Raw genomic sequence first — 16,190 nt, forward strand, 5'->3', positions numbered from 1 at the left:
TTCATCATCGCGTGTTCACATGCAAATCACAGGAAAGTGCTCGAATCCTGCCACCATCAGGGATAAGGCCATTTTACGGTTGTTACCGATTCGTTACCCAATGGCGTGCAAAACACGCCCATAATGTTTTCTCGCCTCTGTTCGGCCTCCGGCGAGACGCGAGCGAAGAACTCGGATACACTGGTGGTATTGACTGTGATCCGGCTATCACCGGGGAGTTTTCGGAAGAACAGCGCAACGCGCTCAGTAGAACCGGACGGGTGGCCCGTTATAGCTGAATGAAGTGGTGTTGCCTTCGGGGAACGCAAGCCGGGTGGTACCGCGGGTTGTGAATCAATTCACACACTCGCCCCAGCGTGAGATTCGCGTGATGAGAAGGTACCGACACCCATGAGCTATCCGAAGCAGTCAACTGGGAACCAGCACTCGACCGGCGAGGCAGCAGCCCCCGGCGCAGCGTTTGGTGTGAACCCGTCTCCGCGGCTCCCCGAGGTCGAACAGCGCGTGCTGTCGTTCTGGGACGCGGACGACACGTTCCGCACCTCTATTTCGCAGCGCGAGGGTCGCGAGGAATGGGTATTCAACGACGGCCCCCCGTTCGCGAACGGCCTCCCGCACTACGGCCACCTGCTCACCGGCTACGCCAAGGATGTCTTCCCGCGGTTCCAGACCATGCGCGGTAAGAAAGTTGAACGCCGCTTTGGCTGGGACACCCACGGCCTCCCCGCGGAGCTCGAGGCGATGAAGCAGCTCGGCATCACCGAGAAGCGTGAGATCGAGGAAATGGGCGTCGCCGCCTTCAACGCGAAGGCGCGCGAGTCAGTGCTCGAGTACACGGAGGAGTGGGAAGAGTACGTCACGCGTCAGGCGCGCTGGGTCGATTTCGAGAACGACTACAAGACGCTCAACCTCGATTACATGGAGAGCGTCATCTGGGCGTTCAAGCAGCTGTACGACAAGGGTCTCGCCTACGAGGGTCAGCGGATCCTGCCCTACTGCTGGCGCGACGAGACCCCGCTGTCGAACCACGAGCTCCGCATGGACGACGACGTGTACCAGGAGCGCCAGGATCCCTCGGTCACCGTGACCTTCCCGTTCACCGGGGAGCGCGCGGAGGAGCTCGGTCTCGGTGGCGTCCGCGCCCTGGCGTGGACGACCACGCCGTGGACCCTGCCGACGAATGCCGCACTCGCGGTCGGCCCCGACATCACCTACGCCGTAGTACCTGCCGGGCCAGCTGGCGCCTCCGACGGGGGTGCCGCCGGCGAGGTGAGCTACCTCATCGCAGCGGATCTCGCTGGCAACTACGCCGCGGATCTCGGCTACGAGTCAGCGGATGCCCTGCGGGAGGCGATCACCTCGACCGTTGCCGGGGCAGAGCTGCTGGGCGTGCGCTACGCGCCGCTCTTTGATTACTTCGCCGACGCCGAGGTGTGGGGGACGGAGAACTACTGGCAGGTGCTCGTTGACGGCTACGTCACGACCACCGATGGTACGGGCATCGTCCACCAGTCGCCGGCATACGGTGAGGACGACCACCGGCTCACGACGGCAGCCGGCATGCCGACGATCGTCAGCCTCGATGAGGGCGGCAAGTTCATCGCTTCCGTCACCGACGTCGCCGGCCAGCTGTGGATGGACGCGAACCGGCCGCTCATCCGCATGCTCAAGGCATCGGATCGCCTGCTCCGCGAGCAGAGCTACCTGCACTCGTACCCGCACTGCTGGCGCTGCCGCAACCCGCTCATCTACCGGGCGGTGTCGAGCTGGTTCGTGCGCGTTACGGAATTCAAGGACCGCATGCTCGAGATCAACGAGCAGATCGACTGGGTGCCGGCGAATGTGAAGCACGGCCAGTTCGGCAAGTGGCTCGAGGGCGCGCGCGACTGGTCGATCAGCCGTAACCGCTACTGGGGCAGCCCGATCCCCGTCTGGCAGAGCGACAACCCCGAGTTCCCGCGCGAGGACGTTTACGGCTCCGTAGCGGAGCTCGAGGCCGACTTCGGCGAGCTGCCGCGTAACGAGGCCGGCGAGATCGACCTCCACCGCCCATACATCGACTCGCTCACGCGCCCGAACCCAGACGATCCGAGCGGTAAGTCGACGATGCGCCGCATCGAGGACGTGCTCGACGTCTGGTTCGACTCCGGCTCCATGCCGTTCGCCCAGGCCCACTACCCGTTCGAGAACGTCGAGTGGTTTGAGAAGAGCCAGCCAGCCGACTTCATCGTCGAGTACATCGGGCAGACCCGCGGCTGGTTCTACGTGCAGCACGTCCTCGCGACCGCGCTGTTCGACCGGCCAGCATTCAAGAGCGTCATCAGCCACGGCATCGTGCTCGGCTCCGACGGCAACAAGATGTCGAAGAGCCTGCAGAACTATCCAGACGTGAACGAGGTCTTCGACCGCGACGGCTCCGACGCGATGCGCTGGTTCCTCATGGCGTCGCCAGTCGTGCGCGGCGGCAACCTTGTCGTCACGGAGGAGGGCATCCGGGAGGGCGTGCGCCAGTTCCTGCTGCCGCTCTGGAGCAGCTGGTACTTCTTCAGCCTGTACGCGAACGCCGATGGCATCGAAGCGGAGCGCCGCGTCGACTCCAGCGACCCGCTCGACCGCTACATCCTCGCGAAGACGGGCACGCTCGTTCGCGAGGTCGGCGACCATCTCGAGGGTCTCGACACAACCTCCGCCGCTGAGAAGCTTCGCGGCTTCGTTGAGGTGCTCACGAACTGGTACGTGCGCCGCTCGCGGGACCGCTTCTGGGAGGGCACGGCTGGCGAAAACGGCAAGGCGAGCAACAAGCAGGCCTTCGACACGCTCTTCACTGTGCTTGAGACGCTCACCCGCGTCGCCGCACCGATGGCACCGCTCGTCACGGAGGAGATCTGGCGGGGCCTGACCGGAGGTCGCTCCGTGCACCTCGCGGACTGGCCGGACGCCTCCGAGTTCCCGGTGGACGACGAGCTTGTCGCCGCGATGGATGAGGTGCGGCAGATCACGTCGCAGGCGCTCGCGCTGCGAAAGGCGAACAAGCTGCGCGTGCGGCTCCCGCTCGCCGAGCTCACCGTCGTGACCTCGCGCCCCGCAGCGCTTGAGCCGTTCGCCGATATCCTGCGTGACGAGCTCAACGTGAAGCATGTGCGGCTCGTCGAGGAGACCGAGACGAGCGCGGCCGACAACGGTATCGTGCAGACCCTCGCGGTGAACGCCAGGGCAGCTGGTCCGCGCCTCGGCAAGCAGGTGCAGTTCGCGATCAAGGCAGCGAAGGCAGGCGACTGGAGCGAGGAGAACGGCGTCGTCGTAGCCGGCGGCATCGCCCTCGAGCCGCACGAGTACGAGCTCACACTGCAGGCCGGAAGCGGTGCGGGGGAGTCGGGCCCGGCAATCGCCCTCATCCAGGGCGGTGGCTTCGCGCTGCTTGAGACCGCGACTACGCCCGAGCTCGAAGCTGAGGGCGTCGCCCGCGACGCGATCCGCGGCATCCAGGAAGCACGCAAGAAGGCGGAGCTTGAGGTCAGCGACCGCATCGAGCTGCTCCTCACCGCGGCGCCGGAGCACGCCTCCGCACTCGAGACCCACGCTGAACTCATCAAGAGCGAGACGCTCGCAACTGCGCTCGAGGTGACGGCAGTAGCCGATCCACACGCGGCGTCGGCGGCACCAGGCGCCTTCTCCACGCTGAGCGCAGCCCTGGGCGGCGAGAAGGCACCCCTCGCCATCACCGTCGTGCACCCCAACGCAACAGCCAACACCGATTCGAACGGAGCCTCACTGTGAGCCTCAACCAGCTGAGCGCCGCGGGCCAAGGCCCTGCCCAGCGCGTCTACGAGGCGCTCCTTGCCCGCGTGGGTGAGGCGAACCCTCGCCCGCGGATCGAGCCGGTGCGCCGTCTCGCGGAACTCGCCGGATCACCGCAGCTGTCGTACCCGGTCATTCAGGTGGCCGGTACGAACGGCAAGACATCGACGAGCCGTGCGATCGAGTCCCTGCTCCGCGCCCACGGGCTGCGCACGGGGCTGTTCACGAGCCCGCACCTCGTCGACTTCACCGAGCGGTTCCAGCTCGACGGTTCACCCATTGATGCCGCGGCGCTCGCTGACGCGTGGGCAGAGCTTGGGCACCCACTCGCAGTTGTGGACGCTGAGCTCGAAGCCGCAGGCAACAGCAAGATCACGTTCTTTGAGGCGCTTGCCGTGCTTGCTTTCTCGGCCTTTGCCGATGCCCCCGTGGATGTCGCAGTCATCGAGGTTGGGATGGGAGGCGAGTGGGACGCGACGAACATTGTCAACGCACAGGTTGCGGTGTTCACGCCAATCGGGCTCGACCACGTCGAGCATCTCGGGCCAGACACCCAGACCATCGCGCACACGAAGTCGCTCATCATCAAGCAGGGTTCCACCGTGGTGAGCGCTGACCAGGATGTCGACGCGCTCGGCGAGATCGCCGATACCGCTGCCCAGTTTGGCGCACGGCTCTACGTGCAGGGCCGCGATTTTCACCTTGCGGAAGACAGGCTCGCAGTCGGCGGACGACAGCTCGACGTCGTTGGCATCACTGGCAACGCATACGATCCAGCGTTCGTTCCCCTCTACGGGCAGCACCAGGCTGAGAACACGACCCTTGCTATCGCCGCGGTCGAAGCATTCTTCGGCGGCGAGCGCCCCATCCCCGAGGAAGTGCTCGACGAGGGCCTCGCCCAGCTCACCTCTCCGGGACGGCTCCAGCTCATCGGCACCGACCCCATCGTCTATGTTGATGCTGCCCACAACCCGCACGGCGCCGAGGCGCTCGTGCGCGCGGTCACCGAGTCATTCTCGTTCGACGAGATTGCGCTCGTCACGGGCGTGCTCGAAGACAAAGACGCGCACGGGTTGCTGCAGACCCTCGCGCCAATCGCACACCAGGTATTCGTAACCGTCGTTGATTCGCCGCGGTCGCTCCCGGTCGATGAGCTTGCATCGATCGCGGAATCCGCAATCCCCGATACGCCGATCGAGGAACTCGCATCACTCCCGCTTGCGCTCGAGCGCGCGCGGAGCTGGGCGAGCGGTGCGGGTAACCGGGCAGTGCTCGTCGTAGGGTCAGTGCTGCTCGCAGGCGAGGCCATCACCCAGTCACGCTCCGAACGTTGGGGCACAGCTTGAGCGAGGGGAACAGCATGAGTAATCAGCCAGCCAACCGGCCAGGTGCTTCGAGCGGCAACGACGACGAAGAGCTTGTGCTGTCGCCGTCGGAGGCCGCAGCGCACGACTCGGCGATGCGCATCTCAGGCGCGCGCAGCGGTGAGCGATCAACGCGCAAGGCGCTCGCATCCATCGTGCTCGGCTTCGAGCTGATTATCGTCGTGCTCATTGGGCTCACGATCTTCGGCCTCGGCATTACCGATCCACGTTGGCTTGGCCTCGTCATCGGTGGTGTGCTCGCACTGTTGTGCGTCGTGTCGCTCGGCACGATCCGCTTCGGTGAGGTCGGCATCTGGCTGGGCTGGGTCACGCACGTACTCATGCTCGCGACCGCGTTCATTTTGCCAGCCGCGCTCTTCGTTGGCGCAATCTTCACCGCGTTGTGGATCTACTGCATCGTGCGCGGCGCGAAGATTGACCGCGACAATGCGGCGCTCTGGGCGCAGGGCGCCTAAGCCATAACCCATTCACCGTGTGTCACTACACTGGTGACCGCAGTACTCACATCTCATACAGGAGCATTCATGTCGACCGAGCAAACCCTCATCCTTGTTAAGCCTGACGGAGTCGCCCGCGGCCTGAGCGGGGAGATCCTCCGCCGCATCGAGGCGAAGGGCTACCGCGTCACCGGGCTGCGAATGCTCACACCAACGCGTGAGCTCCTCGCGGCGCACTATGAAGAGCACGAGGGCAAGCCGTTCTACGAGCCGCTCATCGAGTTCATGAGCTCGGGGCCGGTCGTCGCGGTGCGCGCTGAGGGCGAGCGCGTCATCGAGGGCTTCCGCTCGATCGCGGGCGCGACCGACCCGACCGTTGCCGCCCCGGGAACCATCCGTGGCGATCTCGGCCGTGACTGGGGTCTCGCCGTGCAGCAGAACCTCGTCCATGGCTCGGACTCAACGCTTTCAGCCGAGCGCGAGCTTGGCCTCTGGTTCAGCTAGCCAGCTGACCTGCGCTCCGCGCATCGGCGCTTGCGCACGGCGACGGCCCGTACCCCCGGTGGGGTGCGGGCCGTCGCCGTTGTGTACCGGGCGCGTGCCGGGCTCGCGTGGCCGGGTGCGTGCCGGGCCAGCAGAGCGCCCGTTCGCTAGGGTGGAGACGTGCTCCAGCTTCGCGGCGTCTACGACGCTCTCACCGCCGATCTAGGCAGGCAGGCGTGGTGGCCGGCCGATACCCCGTTCGAGATGATGCTCGGCGCAATCCTCGTGCAAAACACGCGCTGGCACAACGTCACCCTCGCAGTCCCGCGCCTGGAAGCTGCCGGGCTACTTGAGGCTGCGCGCTGGCGTGACGCGAGCGACGCGACGGTGCTGGAGGCGATCCACCCATGCGGATTCCACCGCGCGAAGCTGCGTTCGACACGGGCGCTCGCAGACTGGTACGTCGCAGAGGGCGAGGCTGAGCTGCAGCGCCCCGAAACGTCCGACGGCGCGCTACGGGAACGGCTCCTGACGCTACCGGGGGTCGGGCACGAGACCGCCGACGCGATCCTGCTGTACGCCTTCGACAGGCCCGTGTTCGTCTACGACGCGTACGCCAGGCGGATGCTCGAAGCGCTCTGGGGCGTGCCGAACCGCACGTATGTTGCCGCTGAGCGCGCGCACGCCGAGCGGGTCGCGGCCGCGGCGTTCAGCCTTGACGAGCAGCAGCAGCTCCACGCCCTCATCGACGAATACGGCAAACTCGTCGCCGGCGGCGAGCGCCGCTGGGAGCAACTCGCTGGCGTCTGAGGGGCTTACGGCTGAAGTAGGCGGGCCGGGCTCGCTGCCTGACCCGCCCACTCGTTCGCGCGTTAGAACGTGTCCGGGATGACCCGCACGGCGCCCTTGTCCGCCGACTGCGCGAACGCGGCGTAGGCCCGGAGCGCGTCTGACACGACCCGCTCGCGGTTCTTCGGGCGGTAACCGGTGCCCGCCTCCAGCGCCGCGCGGCGGCGCGCGAGCTCCTCCTCGCCTACCTCGAGCGTGAGCGCACGGGTTGGGATATCGATCGAGATGATGTCGCCGTCCTCGACGAGCGCGATCACGCCACCGCTCGCTGCCTCGGGGGAGACGTGCCCGATCGAGAGGCCCGACGTGCCGCCGGAGAAGCGGCCGTCGGTGATGAGCGCGCACTGCTTGCCGAGGCCGCGGCCCTTGAGGAACGATGTCGGGTAGAGCATTTCCTGCATACCTGGCCCGCCCTTCGGGCCCTCGTAGCGGATCACGACGACGTCGCCGGCAGCGACCTGCTTGTTGAGGATCTTCTCGACGGCCTCGTCCTGTGACTCGCACACAACGGCAGGCCCCGAGAACGTCCAGATCGACTCGTCGACGCCTGCGGTCTTCACGACCGCGCCGTCGACGGCGATGTTCCCGCGAAGCACCGCGAGGCCGCCGTCCTTCGAGTAGGCGTGCTCGACCGAGTGGATGCAGCCGTTCGCCTGATCGAGGTCGAGCTCGCGCCAGCGCTCGGACTGGGAGAACGCGGTCGACGAGCGCACACCGCCAGGGGCCGCGTGCCAGAGCTCGAACGCCTCATCGGAGGCCTTGCCGCCGCGCACGTCCCACTCGTCGAGCCACTCACCGAGCGTCTGCGAGTGCACCGTGTGCACGTTCTCGTCGAGCAGCCCGCCCCGCCGCAGCTCACCGAGCAGCGCCGGGATGCCGCCTGCGCGGTGCACGTCCTCCATGTAGTAGGTCTTGCCGTTCGCAACGTTGGGTGCGACCTTCGCGAGGCACGGCACACGGCGCGACACCTCGTCGATCTCGTCGAGCCCGAAATTCACGCCCGCCTCGTGCGCGGCGGCGAGGAGGTGGAGGATCGTGTTCGTCGATCCACCCATCGCGATGTCGAGCGCCATCGCGTTGCCGAACGCCTCCGGCGTCGCAATGTTGCGGGGGAGGACGCTGTAGTCATCGTCGTCGTAGTGACGGCGCGTGATGTCGACGATCGTCTTGCCCGCGTTCTCGTAGAGCGCCTTGCGTGCGGTGTGTGTTGCGAGCGTCGAGCCGTTGCCCGGCAGCGCGAGCCCCATGGCCTCGGTGAGGCAGTTCATCGAGTTCGCGGTGAACATGCCCGAGCACGAGCCGCACGTCGGGCAGGCCGACTCCTCGATCTTGAGCATGTCCTCGTCTGAAATCTCGTCGTTGACGGCGTCGGAGATCGCGTCGACGAGGTCGAGCGTGCGCACCATGCCGTTCGCGAGCACCGCACGCCCCGACTCCATCGGCCCGCCAGAGACGAACACGGTCGGGATGTTGAGTCGGAGCGCCGCGAGCAGCATGCCCGGGGTGATCTTGTCGCAGTTCGAGATGCAGATGAGCGCGTCAGCACAGTGAGCGTTCACCATGTACTCGACCGAGTCCGCGATGAGGTCGCGCGAGGGCAGCGAGTAGAGCATGCCGCCGTGGCCCATCGCGATGCCGTCGTCGACCGCGATCGTGTTGAACTCGCGTGGGATCCCGCCAGCCTCGAGGATCGCGTCGGAGACGATCCGCCCGACAGGCGCGAGGTGCGTGTGGCCAGGCACGAACTCGGTGAAGGAGTTCGCGACGGCGATGATGGGCTTGCGACCGAGATCGGCACCGTTGACGCCGGCGGCCCGCAGCAGTGCGCGGGCTCCTGCCATGTTGCGTCCGTGGGTGACCGTGAATGAGCGATAGGTGGGCATGGTACCCATTCAGCCACATCGCGCACGCGCGTAACAGAGACCGTTAGTACTAGTACTCACGGTACTATGAACGAGTGATCCGACCCCGTACCGCAAGAGGCGAGCAGCTTGGCGAGTTCCTCACCGCGCGACGGCGCGCACAGCTTCGAGCCGAACTCGGTCTGCCACCAGGAAGCAGGCGGAGCGAGCGCGGGCTAAGCCGAGAAGAAGTCGCCACGCTCGCTGGCATCAGCGTGAGCTGGTACACCTGGCTCGAGCAGGGCCGGGACATCAACGCATCGCAGCAGGTGCTTGGTGCAATCGCGAGGGTGCTGAAACTCACGGAGTCGGAGGTTGACTACGTGTTCGCGCTTGCCGGGCCCGGGCGGGAGGTCACCCCGCAGTTGCCGGACACGCCCCCTGAGCACCTCCTCAACCTCATCCGAGCCATGAGCTTTCCCGCCTTCATCCTCGCGAGCGATTGGACGATCGTCGGGTGGAATGCCGGCTACGAGTGGCTCTACGGGCCAATCGCGACGACCGCACCGGAAGAACGCAACCTGCTCCGGCTCATCTATCTCGACGGCAGGATCCGCGCGCTGCTTCCGAACTGGGAGCGAGACAGCAGGAATTTCCTTGCCGAGTTCCGCGCGGAGTCGGGCGTTCGTCTGAGCTCGGAGCGGCACAGCGCGCTCGTCGGGGCCCTCATCGAGCAGAGCGACGACTTTCGCGAGCAGTGGGCGGAGCACGCGGTAGGGAGATTCACCTCGCGGAAGCGAACCTTCGTCCACCCCGTAGCCGGTGAGCTGGTGTTCGAGCACCACCGCCTCGTCCCAAGCGATGCGTCCGAGCTGCACGTCGTCATCTACGCACCGGTCACCCAGGTGGATTGAGCGAGCAACACACCCAAGCGCGCAGCCCCGTGTGGCGGCGCTGTCGGTGGGTGCCGGTAGCGTTGTCGCATGACTTCACGCGCAGCAGCACACCTCACCGCAGCCGAAGCACGCAGAGTCGCCCTCGCCGCGCAGGGCTTCGCAAACGCTCCGAAGCTTCGAGTGCGCAGGCCGTTCGATGGCGCGCTCGACGCGCTGCACGTGCTGCAGATCGATTCGGTGAACGTCTTCGCGCGCAGCCACTACATGCCGGTGTTCTCCAGGCACGGCGGTTACACCACGGAGCAGCTCGACCGGTTGCTCTGGAACAGCGGTGAGTACACGGAGTACTGGGCGCATGAGGCGGCGTTCATCCCAGTTGCGGATCGGCGGCTGTTTGGGTGGCGCATGGCCGACAGGCGCGACAAGCAGCGCGCAACGGGCGCAACCGAACGGTTCGCCGGGGCGATGGACGCAGTGCGGGCACGGCTCGCTGATGCCGGCCCACAGTTCGTGCGGGAGCTCGAGGAAGGGCCGCGGGAAAAGCGCGGGCCCTGGTGGGATTGGAGCGACACCAAGCGGGCGGTCGAGATGCTCTTCGCAACCGGCGAGGTCGTCTCCGCCGGCCGCGAGGGCTTCCAGCGCCGCTACGCCCTCACCGCGGATGTGATCAGCGACGAGCACCTCGTCGAGGTGGATCGCGCGACGGCGCAGCTCGAGCTCGTCGCACGTGCCGCCAGGTCCCTTGGCGTCGGGACGCTCGCCGACCTTGCGGACTACCACAGGCTTCGGGCGACTGAGGCGCAGGTCGCCGTCGAGACGCTCGAGGAATCAGGGGAGTTGCTACCGGTGACGGTGGAGGGGTGGCAGACCCGCACGGGAAAGACTGAGCGGGCGTGGCTGCACCGAGACGCGCGCGTGCCTGGCAGGCTCGCACCCAACGCGCTGTTGACGCCGTTCGACCCCGTTGTCTGGTTCCGCCCGCGCGCCGAGCGCATGTTTGATTTCCACTACCGAATCGAGATCTACACGCCGAAGGAGCAGCGCCAGTTTGGCTACTACTGCCTGCCGTTGCTCGTCGGGGGGAAACTTGCCGGTCGCATCGACCTGAAGGCCGATCGGGCGGGGGAGGCGCTGCTCGTACAGGCCGCTTGGCGTGAGCCTGGGGCGCCGTCGCAGACCGCAGAGGTTGCCGCTGACCTCTTGCAGCAGGCTGCGAGGTGGCAGGGCCTGAACAGCATCGCATTCAGCGGCGTTGGCAATCTTGCGCTGCCGCCAACACTCGACGCATAACCACCAGGCGAAATGTCCCCGAACCCACCCTCCCGACTCAATCCCGGCACGCGGTAGTGCGCTGTGCGCGGTGAGCAGTCACATGTGCGAAGTGCTGGGCTGCACTGTCACTGTGTGGGTTGCCCGCCACCCTGCAAGAGCCAGATTTGCCCGTCTGGCGCGGGGTGTGCCCGCTGATTGAGTCGGTACCGACTCGCCTGTGTGAAGTTGTTCGAATGCTCAGGTTGCTGTTGTTGCCGCCGATGCCGCCGTTGACGTCGCCGCTCGGCTAGTTTGCGACGAGGTCGTTCGACCAGTTCGCCTGCTGGATGTGGGCGTCGAGCTCGCGGAGCTCACGGGCGATGTCGTCAGCCTTGCCCCGCAGCTCAGGCACCTGGAGCGCAGTGACCTGGCGCAGCTCTGAGCGCAGCTGGCGAAACACTCCCTGATCCTGAGCGGCGTCGGCCGCGTCGCTGAGGATCGCGTGGCGCAGCCGCAGGCTATCGCGGCGAGCAAGCGCATCGGTCATCGTGAGCGTCGTTGCTGGCTCGGCGCCGTTCTGCTGCCTGCGTCGTCCGCCGCCAGCTGTCTTCGGGGCGGCGACATCGAGCTCGATCCGAGAGTTGGTTGCGTTGATCGAGCGCACAAGTGCCTCGAGTTCGCCCACTGCCAACTCGACTTCGGTGAGCAGCTGGCTCGCGTCTTCCGCGGGCGTGTCACCCTCCTGATAGCGCGCGTTCGCGACGATTCGCGACCTGAGCTGAGCGATCCGCTTCTGCGTATCGCCGCGGAGCGCAAGCGCTTCTGCGAGTTTCACCAGTGATCCCACTCTCATTCCATACCCGGATAGGACGGCCAGATTATCACGGCGGAAGCCACTGAGAATGAGGGCGGCTCAGGGGCACTCGCTACGCGCAGCACCGCACGGAACAGCGGGGTATTCCGATGAGTGGTCAAGAAAAGTCAGTGTATTTTCTGTGGCGAGGCGTAGCCTGATGGTGGACGCAGTTGCCGGGAATCTCACCGGTGTGCGCCGCTACCGAATGGGAGAAGTGAAATGCGTGCAGTGACCTACGTAAAGAACAACACCGTTGAACTGCGGGACAAGCCTGTGCCGGAGATCGGTTCAGACGAGGTGCTCATCAAGGTCGGCGGGGCTGGGCTCTGCCACTCAGACATTACGATCATCGGCATGGGTGACGACAACCCACTTATTGGCGGAACGCTCGGACACGAGGTCGCAGGCACGGTCGACAAGATCGGTGCTGATGTCGCAGGGTGGAGCGCCGGAGATCGCGCAATCGTTTCGCTGATCCTCGCGTGCGGGCAGTGCCGGGAGTGCCTTGCCGGGCGCGACAACCAGTGCGAAGTCGTTGCCCCTCGCGACGGCCTCGCGCCACTTTCTCCAGGCATCGGCAGCCCGGGAGGAATGGCTGACTACATCGCGGTCAAAGCCCGCCACCTCGACCCCATCGGCGACCTCGACCCGGTCCACGCTGCACCGTTGGCCGATGCTGCGCTCACCCCGATGCACGCCATCAACTCCGTCCGCGACCGCATGTCGGGAGACGCGACCGTCGTGACGATCGGCCTTGGCGGCCTTGGCCACATGGCCCTGCAGATTCTCGCCGCAACGACGGGTGCGCGGATCATCGCGCTCGACACTGACCAGGCGAAGCTTAAATTCGCAGAGGCGCACGGCGCGGACCTTGCGATCCCGAGCGATGGCGACGCAGCGGCCCGCATTCTCGCCGAGACCGGCGGCCGTGGCGCGGACGTCGTGTTCGACTTTGTTGGGGTGCAGCCGACCGTGAACCTCGCGATCGCTGTGGTGCGCAACGGCGGCGCGATCCGCTTTGTTGGCCTCGGTGGCGGCAGCTTCCCGTACACCGCTGGCGCTGGTGACGGGCTGCCGTGGGGTGTCAACATCGAGCGCTCCTACGGCGGGACTCGCGCCGACATGCGCGAGGTTATCGCGCTCGCCGAGGCGGGGAAGATCGCGGTTGAGGTCGTGCGGTACGACCTAGACGATGCGCTCCAGGCATTCGACGACCTCCACAACGGCAAGATCGCCGGGCGCGCGGTGCTCGTACCGTAGCCCGCATGCGGACCGCAGCCACCGGCCTGGCTGCGATGCCGCACGGTCTCCGAGGTGGAACGAGGGCAGTGGTCACCGGGTGGTGATCGCTGCCCTCAGTTGGCTCACATGCCCGGAACGCGGCGCCGTCCCACGGCGCTCCGGTGAGCACTTGGTGGACGGGCGACGCTAGCCGGGGCGGGAACACTGCCGGCCATCGTCCCAGCGCTGCGGCAGGTGCACACGGCAGGTGCACACTGCAGGTGCACACGGCAGGGGCGACCCTCCACGCCGCAGGCGAACAAAGTTTCGAATACAGCGTCGAAAGGTTTATCCTAGAAACCATGGAGACAACCCGCACTGTCCGCCCCTTCGAGGTTGTGAGCGAGTACGAGCCGAGTGGCGATCAGCCGCAGGCGATCGAGGAACTCTCGAGACGCATCAACGCTGGTGACACTGACGTTGTGCTGCTTGGTGCAACCGGTACGGGCAAGTCCGCGACAACGGCCTGGCTCATCGAGGCGGTGCAGCGCCCCACGCTCGTGCTCGCACACAACAAGACGCTCGCGGCGCAGCTCGCGACCGAGTTCAGGCAGCTCTTCCCGAACAATGCCGTCGAGTACTTCGTCTCCTACTACGACTACTACCAGCCAGAGGCCTACGTGCCGCAGACCGACACCTTCATCGAGAAAGACTCGTCAGTGAACGCGGAGGTCGAGCGCCTCCGCCACTCGACGACGAACTCGCTGCTCAGTCGGCGCGACGTGATCGTCGTGTCGACCGTCTCCTGCATCTACGGCCTCGGCAAGCCCGAGGAGTACTACGAGGCGATGGTGCCACTCGTCGTCGGTGACCGGCTCGACCGCGACGTGCTGCTCAGGCGCTTCGTCGACATGCAGTATCAGCGCAACGACATCGAGTTCGTGCGCGGCAACTTCCGCGTGCGCGGCGACACGGTTGAGATCATCCCGATGTACGAGGAGCTCGCGATCCGCATCGAGTTCTTCGGCGACGAAATCGAGGCGCTCTACTATCTTCACCCGGTGACGGGCGACGTCGTCAAACAGGTCGACTCGGTGTCCGTGTTCCCCGGTTCGCACTACGTTGCGAGCCGCGAGGTGATGAACCGGGCGATGGGGCAGATCACCGACGAGCTCGATGTTCGCACGAGAGAACTCAAGGAGCAGAACAAGCTCGTTGAGGAGCAGCGGCTGCGCATGCGCACAACTTTTGACCTCGAGATGATGGAGCAGATCGGCTTCTGCTCGGGCATCGAGAACTACTCGATGCACATGGATGGCCGCAAGCCAGGCGAGGCCCCGCACTGCCTGCTCGACTACTTCCCGGACGACTTCCTTGTGGTGATCGATGAGTCACACGTGACGGTTCCGCAGATCGGTGCGATGTACGAGGGTGACTCCTCGCGCAAGCGCACGCTCGTGGATCACGGCTTCCGCCTGCCGAGCGCGCTCGACAACCGGCCGCTGAAGTTCGGCGAGTTCAAGGAGCGGGTCGGCCAGACCGTCTACCTCTCGGCCACCCCGGGCAAGTACGAAATGGGCATTGCTGACGGTGTCGTCGAGCAGATCATTCGCCCGACGGGCCTCATCGATCCCGAGATCGTCGTGAAGCCCTCCGAGGGGCAGATCGATGACCTCCTCGAGGAGGTGCGCACCCGCGTTGAGCGCGAGGAGCGAGTCCTCGTCACGACGCTCACCAAGAAGATGGCCGAACAGCTGACCACGTTCATGGAGGAGGCAGGCGTCAGGGTGCGCTATCTCCACTCCGACGTGGACACCCTGCGCCGCGTCGAGCTGCTCACCGAGCTCCGCGCCGGTGTGTACGACGTTCTGGTCGGCATCAACCTGCTGCGTGAGGGGCTCGACCTCCCTGAGGTCTCGCTCGTCGCGATCCTCGACGCCGACAAGGAGGGCTTCCTGCGCTCCGCCACGTCGCTCATCCAGACGATCGGCCGCGCCGCGCGTAACGTGTCGGGCGAGGTACACATGTACGCCGACCGGATCACTCCGTCGATGAAGCTCGCGATTGACGAGACAACGCGTCGACGCGAGATCCAGGTGGAGTACAACACGAAGCACGGGATCGATCCACCCCCCTCCGCAAACAAATCGGCGACATCACCGAGATGCTCAACCGCGAGGCTGCCGATACCGAGGACGTGCTCGCGAGTCGAGTCGCAAAGCACGCCCAAAAGGGTTCACCGCAGCGCGCGAAGGGTAAGGCTGCGTCGCGTGCAGGCGCGATCGGTGCCGAGGGTGCTGGCAAGCTCGAGGAGCTCATCAGCGATCTCACCTCGCAGATGCTGCTCGCGGCTGAAGAACTCAAGTTCGAGCTCGCTGCCCGGCTGCGCGACGAGGTGTCCGAGCTGAAGCGCGAGCTGCGCAGCATGGACGCCGCGGGCCACATCTAGGCCTGGTCCGGCGCGGATTCCGGCGCCCGACGGTCTCGCCTGGCGTCGAAACCCAGAGTTCGTGTCAGTTTGGGCTGAAAAATGGGGCGATAGGCCCCCTGCGCTGCCCAAAGTGACATGGAGTTGGCGGAGCGAGGCGGGTGGCCGCGACCGCCGCGCTGGCCGCGACCGCCGGCAGCGCTGGCTGGCCGCGCCCGCTGGTTCGGCCGAGCGTGGGGGAGGTCGACCCCGGCGCGCCGGGCTAGTCCTGTGGCAGCGCGGCGTAGAGGTCGATCGCGTTTCCGTCAGGATCCATGACGGTCGCGTAGCGCTGGCCCCAGAACGCGTCCCAGGGTTCGACACGTGCCCGGTGGCCTGCGGCCGTCAGGCGCGCGAACACCGCATCAACCTCTGCGGGGGACTCGGCCTGAAACGCGAAGGCGACGCGGTGGCTTCCGCTCGGTTCTACGTATGCCTTGTCGAAGCTCTTGATGGTTTCCAGCGTGTCCCAGCCGATGCGGATACCGCTCGGCAGCAGCACTTCCACGTGTGGCTCTCGCTCGGCGCCTTCGGGGATATCGAGTCCGAGCTCGCGGTAGAACGCAAGCGAGGCTGCAAGGTCGCTCGTGACGATGCCAAAGAAGTCGAGTGAGAGGGTCATGGGGAAATCATACGAGGCTGTGGGCGAGAGGGGGAGCGCCAGGTGTGCCCGGCGCGAGGTGTGCCCGCCGCCACGGCTGCCCGG

The 16,190-nt window shown here is 66.1% G+C and carries 11 protein-coding genes and 1 pseudogene; 9 read left to right on the forward strand and 3 right to left on the reverse strand.

The annotated features are described in order from the left end of the window. Positions 1 to 390 precede the first annotated feature (390 nt). From ileS to SD72_RS01840, 5 genes are all read left to right on the forward strand, one after another. Positions 391 to 3,777 (forward strand): isoleucine--tRNA ligase, encoded by a 3,387-nt coding sequence (gene ileS / locus SD72_RS01820; protein WP_042542744.1) that lies wholly within the window; start codon positions 391 to 393, stop codon positions 3,775 to 3,777. Further along, positions 3,774 to 5,144 (forward strand): bifunctional folylpolyglutamate synthase/dihydrofolate synthase, encoded by a 1,371-nt coding sequence (locus tag SD72_RS01825; protein WP_232299608.1) that lies wholly within the window; start codon positions 3,774 to 3,776, stop codon positions 5,142 to 5,144. Before ileS ends, SD72_RS01825 begins: the two co-directional genes overlap by 4 nt. A 14-nt stretch (positions 5,145 to 5,158) precedes the next feature. Then, the gene (locus SD72_RS01830; protein ID WP_052492385.1) at positions 5,159 to 5,638 is read left to right on the forward strand and encodes a DUF4233 domain-containing protein; all 480 of its coding nucleotides are present in this window, start codon (positions 5,159 to 5,161) and stop codon (positions 5,636 to 5,638) included. A gap of 69 nt (positions 5,639 to 5,707) precedes the next feature. Next, complete coding sequence (ndk, locus tag SD72_RS01835; protein WP_042542745.1) at positions 5,708 to 6,124, forward strand: nucleoside-diphosphate kinase; 417 nt, start codon at positions 5,708 to 5,710, stop codon at positions 6,122 to 6,124. A gap of 159 nt (positions 6,125 to 6,283) precedes the next feature. Further along, positions 6,284 to 6,913: an endonuclease III domain-containing protein gene (locus SD72_RS01840; protein ID WP_042542746.1), complete on the forward strand. Its 630-nt coding sequence runs from the start codon at positions 6,284 to 6,286 to the stop codon at positions 6,911 to 6,913. 62 nt (positions 6,914 to 6,975) lie between these two features. Here SD72_RS01840 and ilvD read toward each other — a convergent pair whose 3' ends face one another. After that, entirely contained in the window at positions 6,976 to 8,835 is a 1,860-nt protein-coding gene (gene ilvD / locus SD72_RS01845) for a dihydroxy-acid dehydratase (RefSeq protein ID WP_042542747.1), read from the reverse strand. A 74-nt stretch (positions 8,836 to 8,909) separates the two neighbouring features. Here ilvD and SD72_RS01850 point away from each other — a divergent pair, with 74 nt between their 5' ends. Both SD72_RS01850 and SD72_RS01855 read left to right on the forward strand, forming a co-directional pair. Beyond that, complete coding sequence (locus SD72_RS01850) at positions 8,910 to 9,707, forward strand: helix-turn-helix transcriptional regulator (protein WP_232299609.1); 798 nt, start codon at positions 8,910 to 8,912, stop codon at positions 9,705 to 9,707. Between the two features lie 69 nt (positions 9,708 to 9,776). Then, the gene (locus SD72_RS01855; RefSeq protein ID WP_042542748.1) at positions 9,777 to 10,979 is read left to right on the forward strand and encodes a winged helix-turn-helix domain-containing protein; all 1,203 of its coding nucleotides are present in this window, start codon (positions 9,777 to 9,779) and stop codon (positions 10,977 to 10,979) included. Between the two features lie 268 nt (positions 10,980 to 11,247). On the opposite strand, the gene SD72_RS01860 is transcribed toward SD72_RS01855, so the two are convergent. Continuing rightward, positions 11,248 to 11,775 (reverse strand): DIP1984 family protein, encoded by a 528-nt coding sequence (locus SD72_RS01860; RefSeq protein ID WP_042542910.1) that lies wholly within the window; start codon positions 11,773 to 11,775, stop codon positions 11,248 to 11,250. Positions 11,776 to 12,015: 240 nt separating this feature from the next. Between SD72_RS01860 and SD72_RS01865 the strand changes: the two genes are divergently transcribed. Both SD72_RS01865 and uvrB read left to right on the forward strand, forming a co-directional pair. Further along, on the forward strand, positions 12,016 to 13,056 hold the full coding sequence (locus tag SD72_RS01865; RefSeq protein ID WP_042542749.1) for an NAD(P)-dependent alcohol dehydrogenase: 1,041 nt from the start codon (positions 12,016 to 12,018) through the stop codon (positions 13,054 to 13,056). 323 nt (positions 13,057 to 13,379) lie between these two features. Beyond that, a pseudogene (gene uvrB / locus SD72_RS01870) lies at positions 13,380 to 15,466 on the forward strand (excinuclease ABC subunit UvrB). A gap of 241 nt (positions 15,467 to 15,707) precedes the next feature. On the opposite strand, the gene SD72_RS01875 reads toward uvrB, so the two are convergent. Beyond that, entirely contained in the window at positions 15,708 to 16,106 is a 399-nt protein-coding gene (locus tag SD72_RS01875) for a VOC family protein (protein WP_042542750.1), read from the reverse strand. Between the last annotated feature and the right edge of the window lie 84 nt (positions 16,107 to 16,190).

It is taken from the genome of Leucobacter komagatae, assembly GCF_000834055.1.
GTDB classification, from domain to species: Bacteria; Actinomycetota; Actinomycetes; order Actinomycetales; family Microbacteriaceae; genus Leucobacter; species Leucobacter komagatae_A.

Excerpts from the sequence above, each read along its gene's own strand:
- ileS (WP_042542744.1), top strand. The coding sequence starts at position 391 with ATGAGCTATCCGAAGCAGTCAACTGGGAACCAGCACTCGACCGGCGAG.
- SD72_RS01830 (WP_052492385.1), top strand. The coding sequence starts at position 5,159 with ATGAGTAATCAGCCAGCCAACCGGCCAGGTGCTTCGAGCGGCAACGAC.
- ndk (WP_042542745.1), top strand. The coding sequence starts at position 5,708 with ATGTCGACCGAGCAAACCCTCATCCTTGTTAAGCCTGACGGAGTCGCC.
- ilvD (WP_042542747.1), bottom strand. The coding sequence starts at position 8,835 with ATGCCCACCTATCGCTCATTCACGGTCACCCACGGACGCAACATGGCA.
- SD72_RS01855 (WP_042542748.1), top strand. The coding sequence starts at position 9,777 with ATGACTTCACGCGCAGCAGCACACCTCACCGCAGCCGAAGCACGCAGA.
- SD72_RS01865 (WP_042542749.1), top strand. The coding sequence starts at position 12,016 with ATGCGTGCAGTGACCTACGTAAAGAACAACACCGTTGAACTGCGGGAC.
- SD72_RS01875 (WP_042542750.1), bottom strand. The coding sequence starts at position 16,106 with ATGACCCTCTCACTCGACTTCTTTGGCATCGTCACGAGCGACCTTGCA.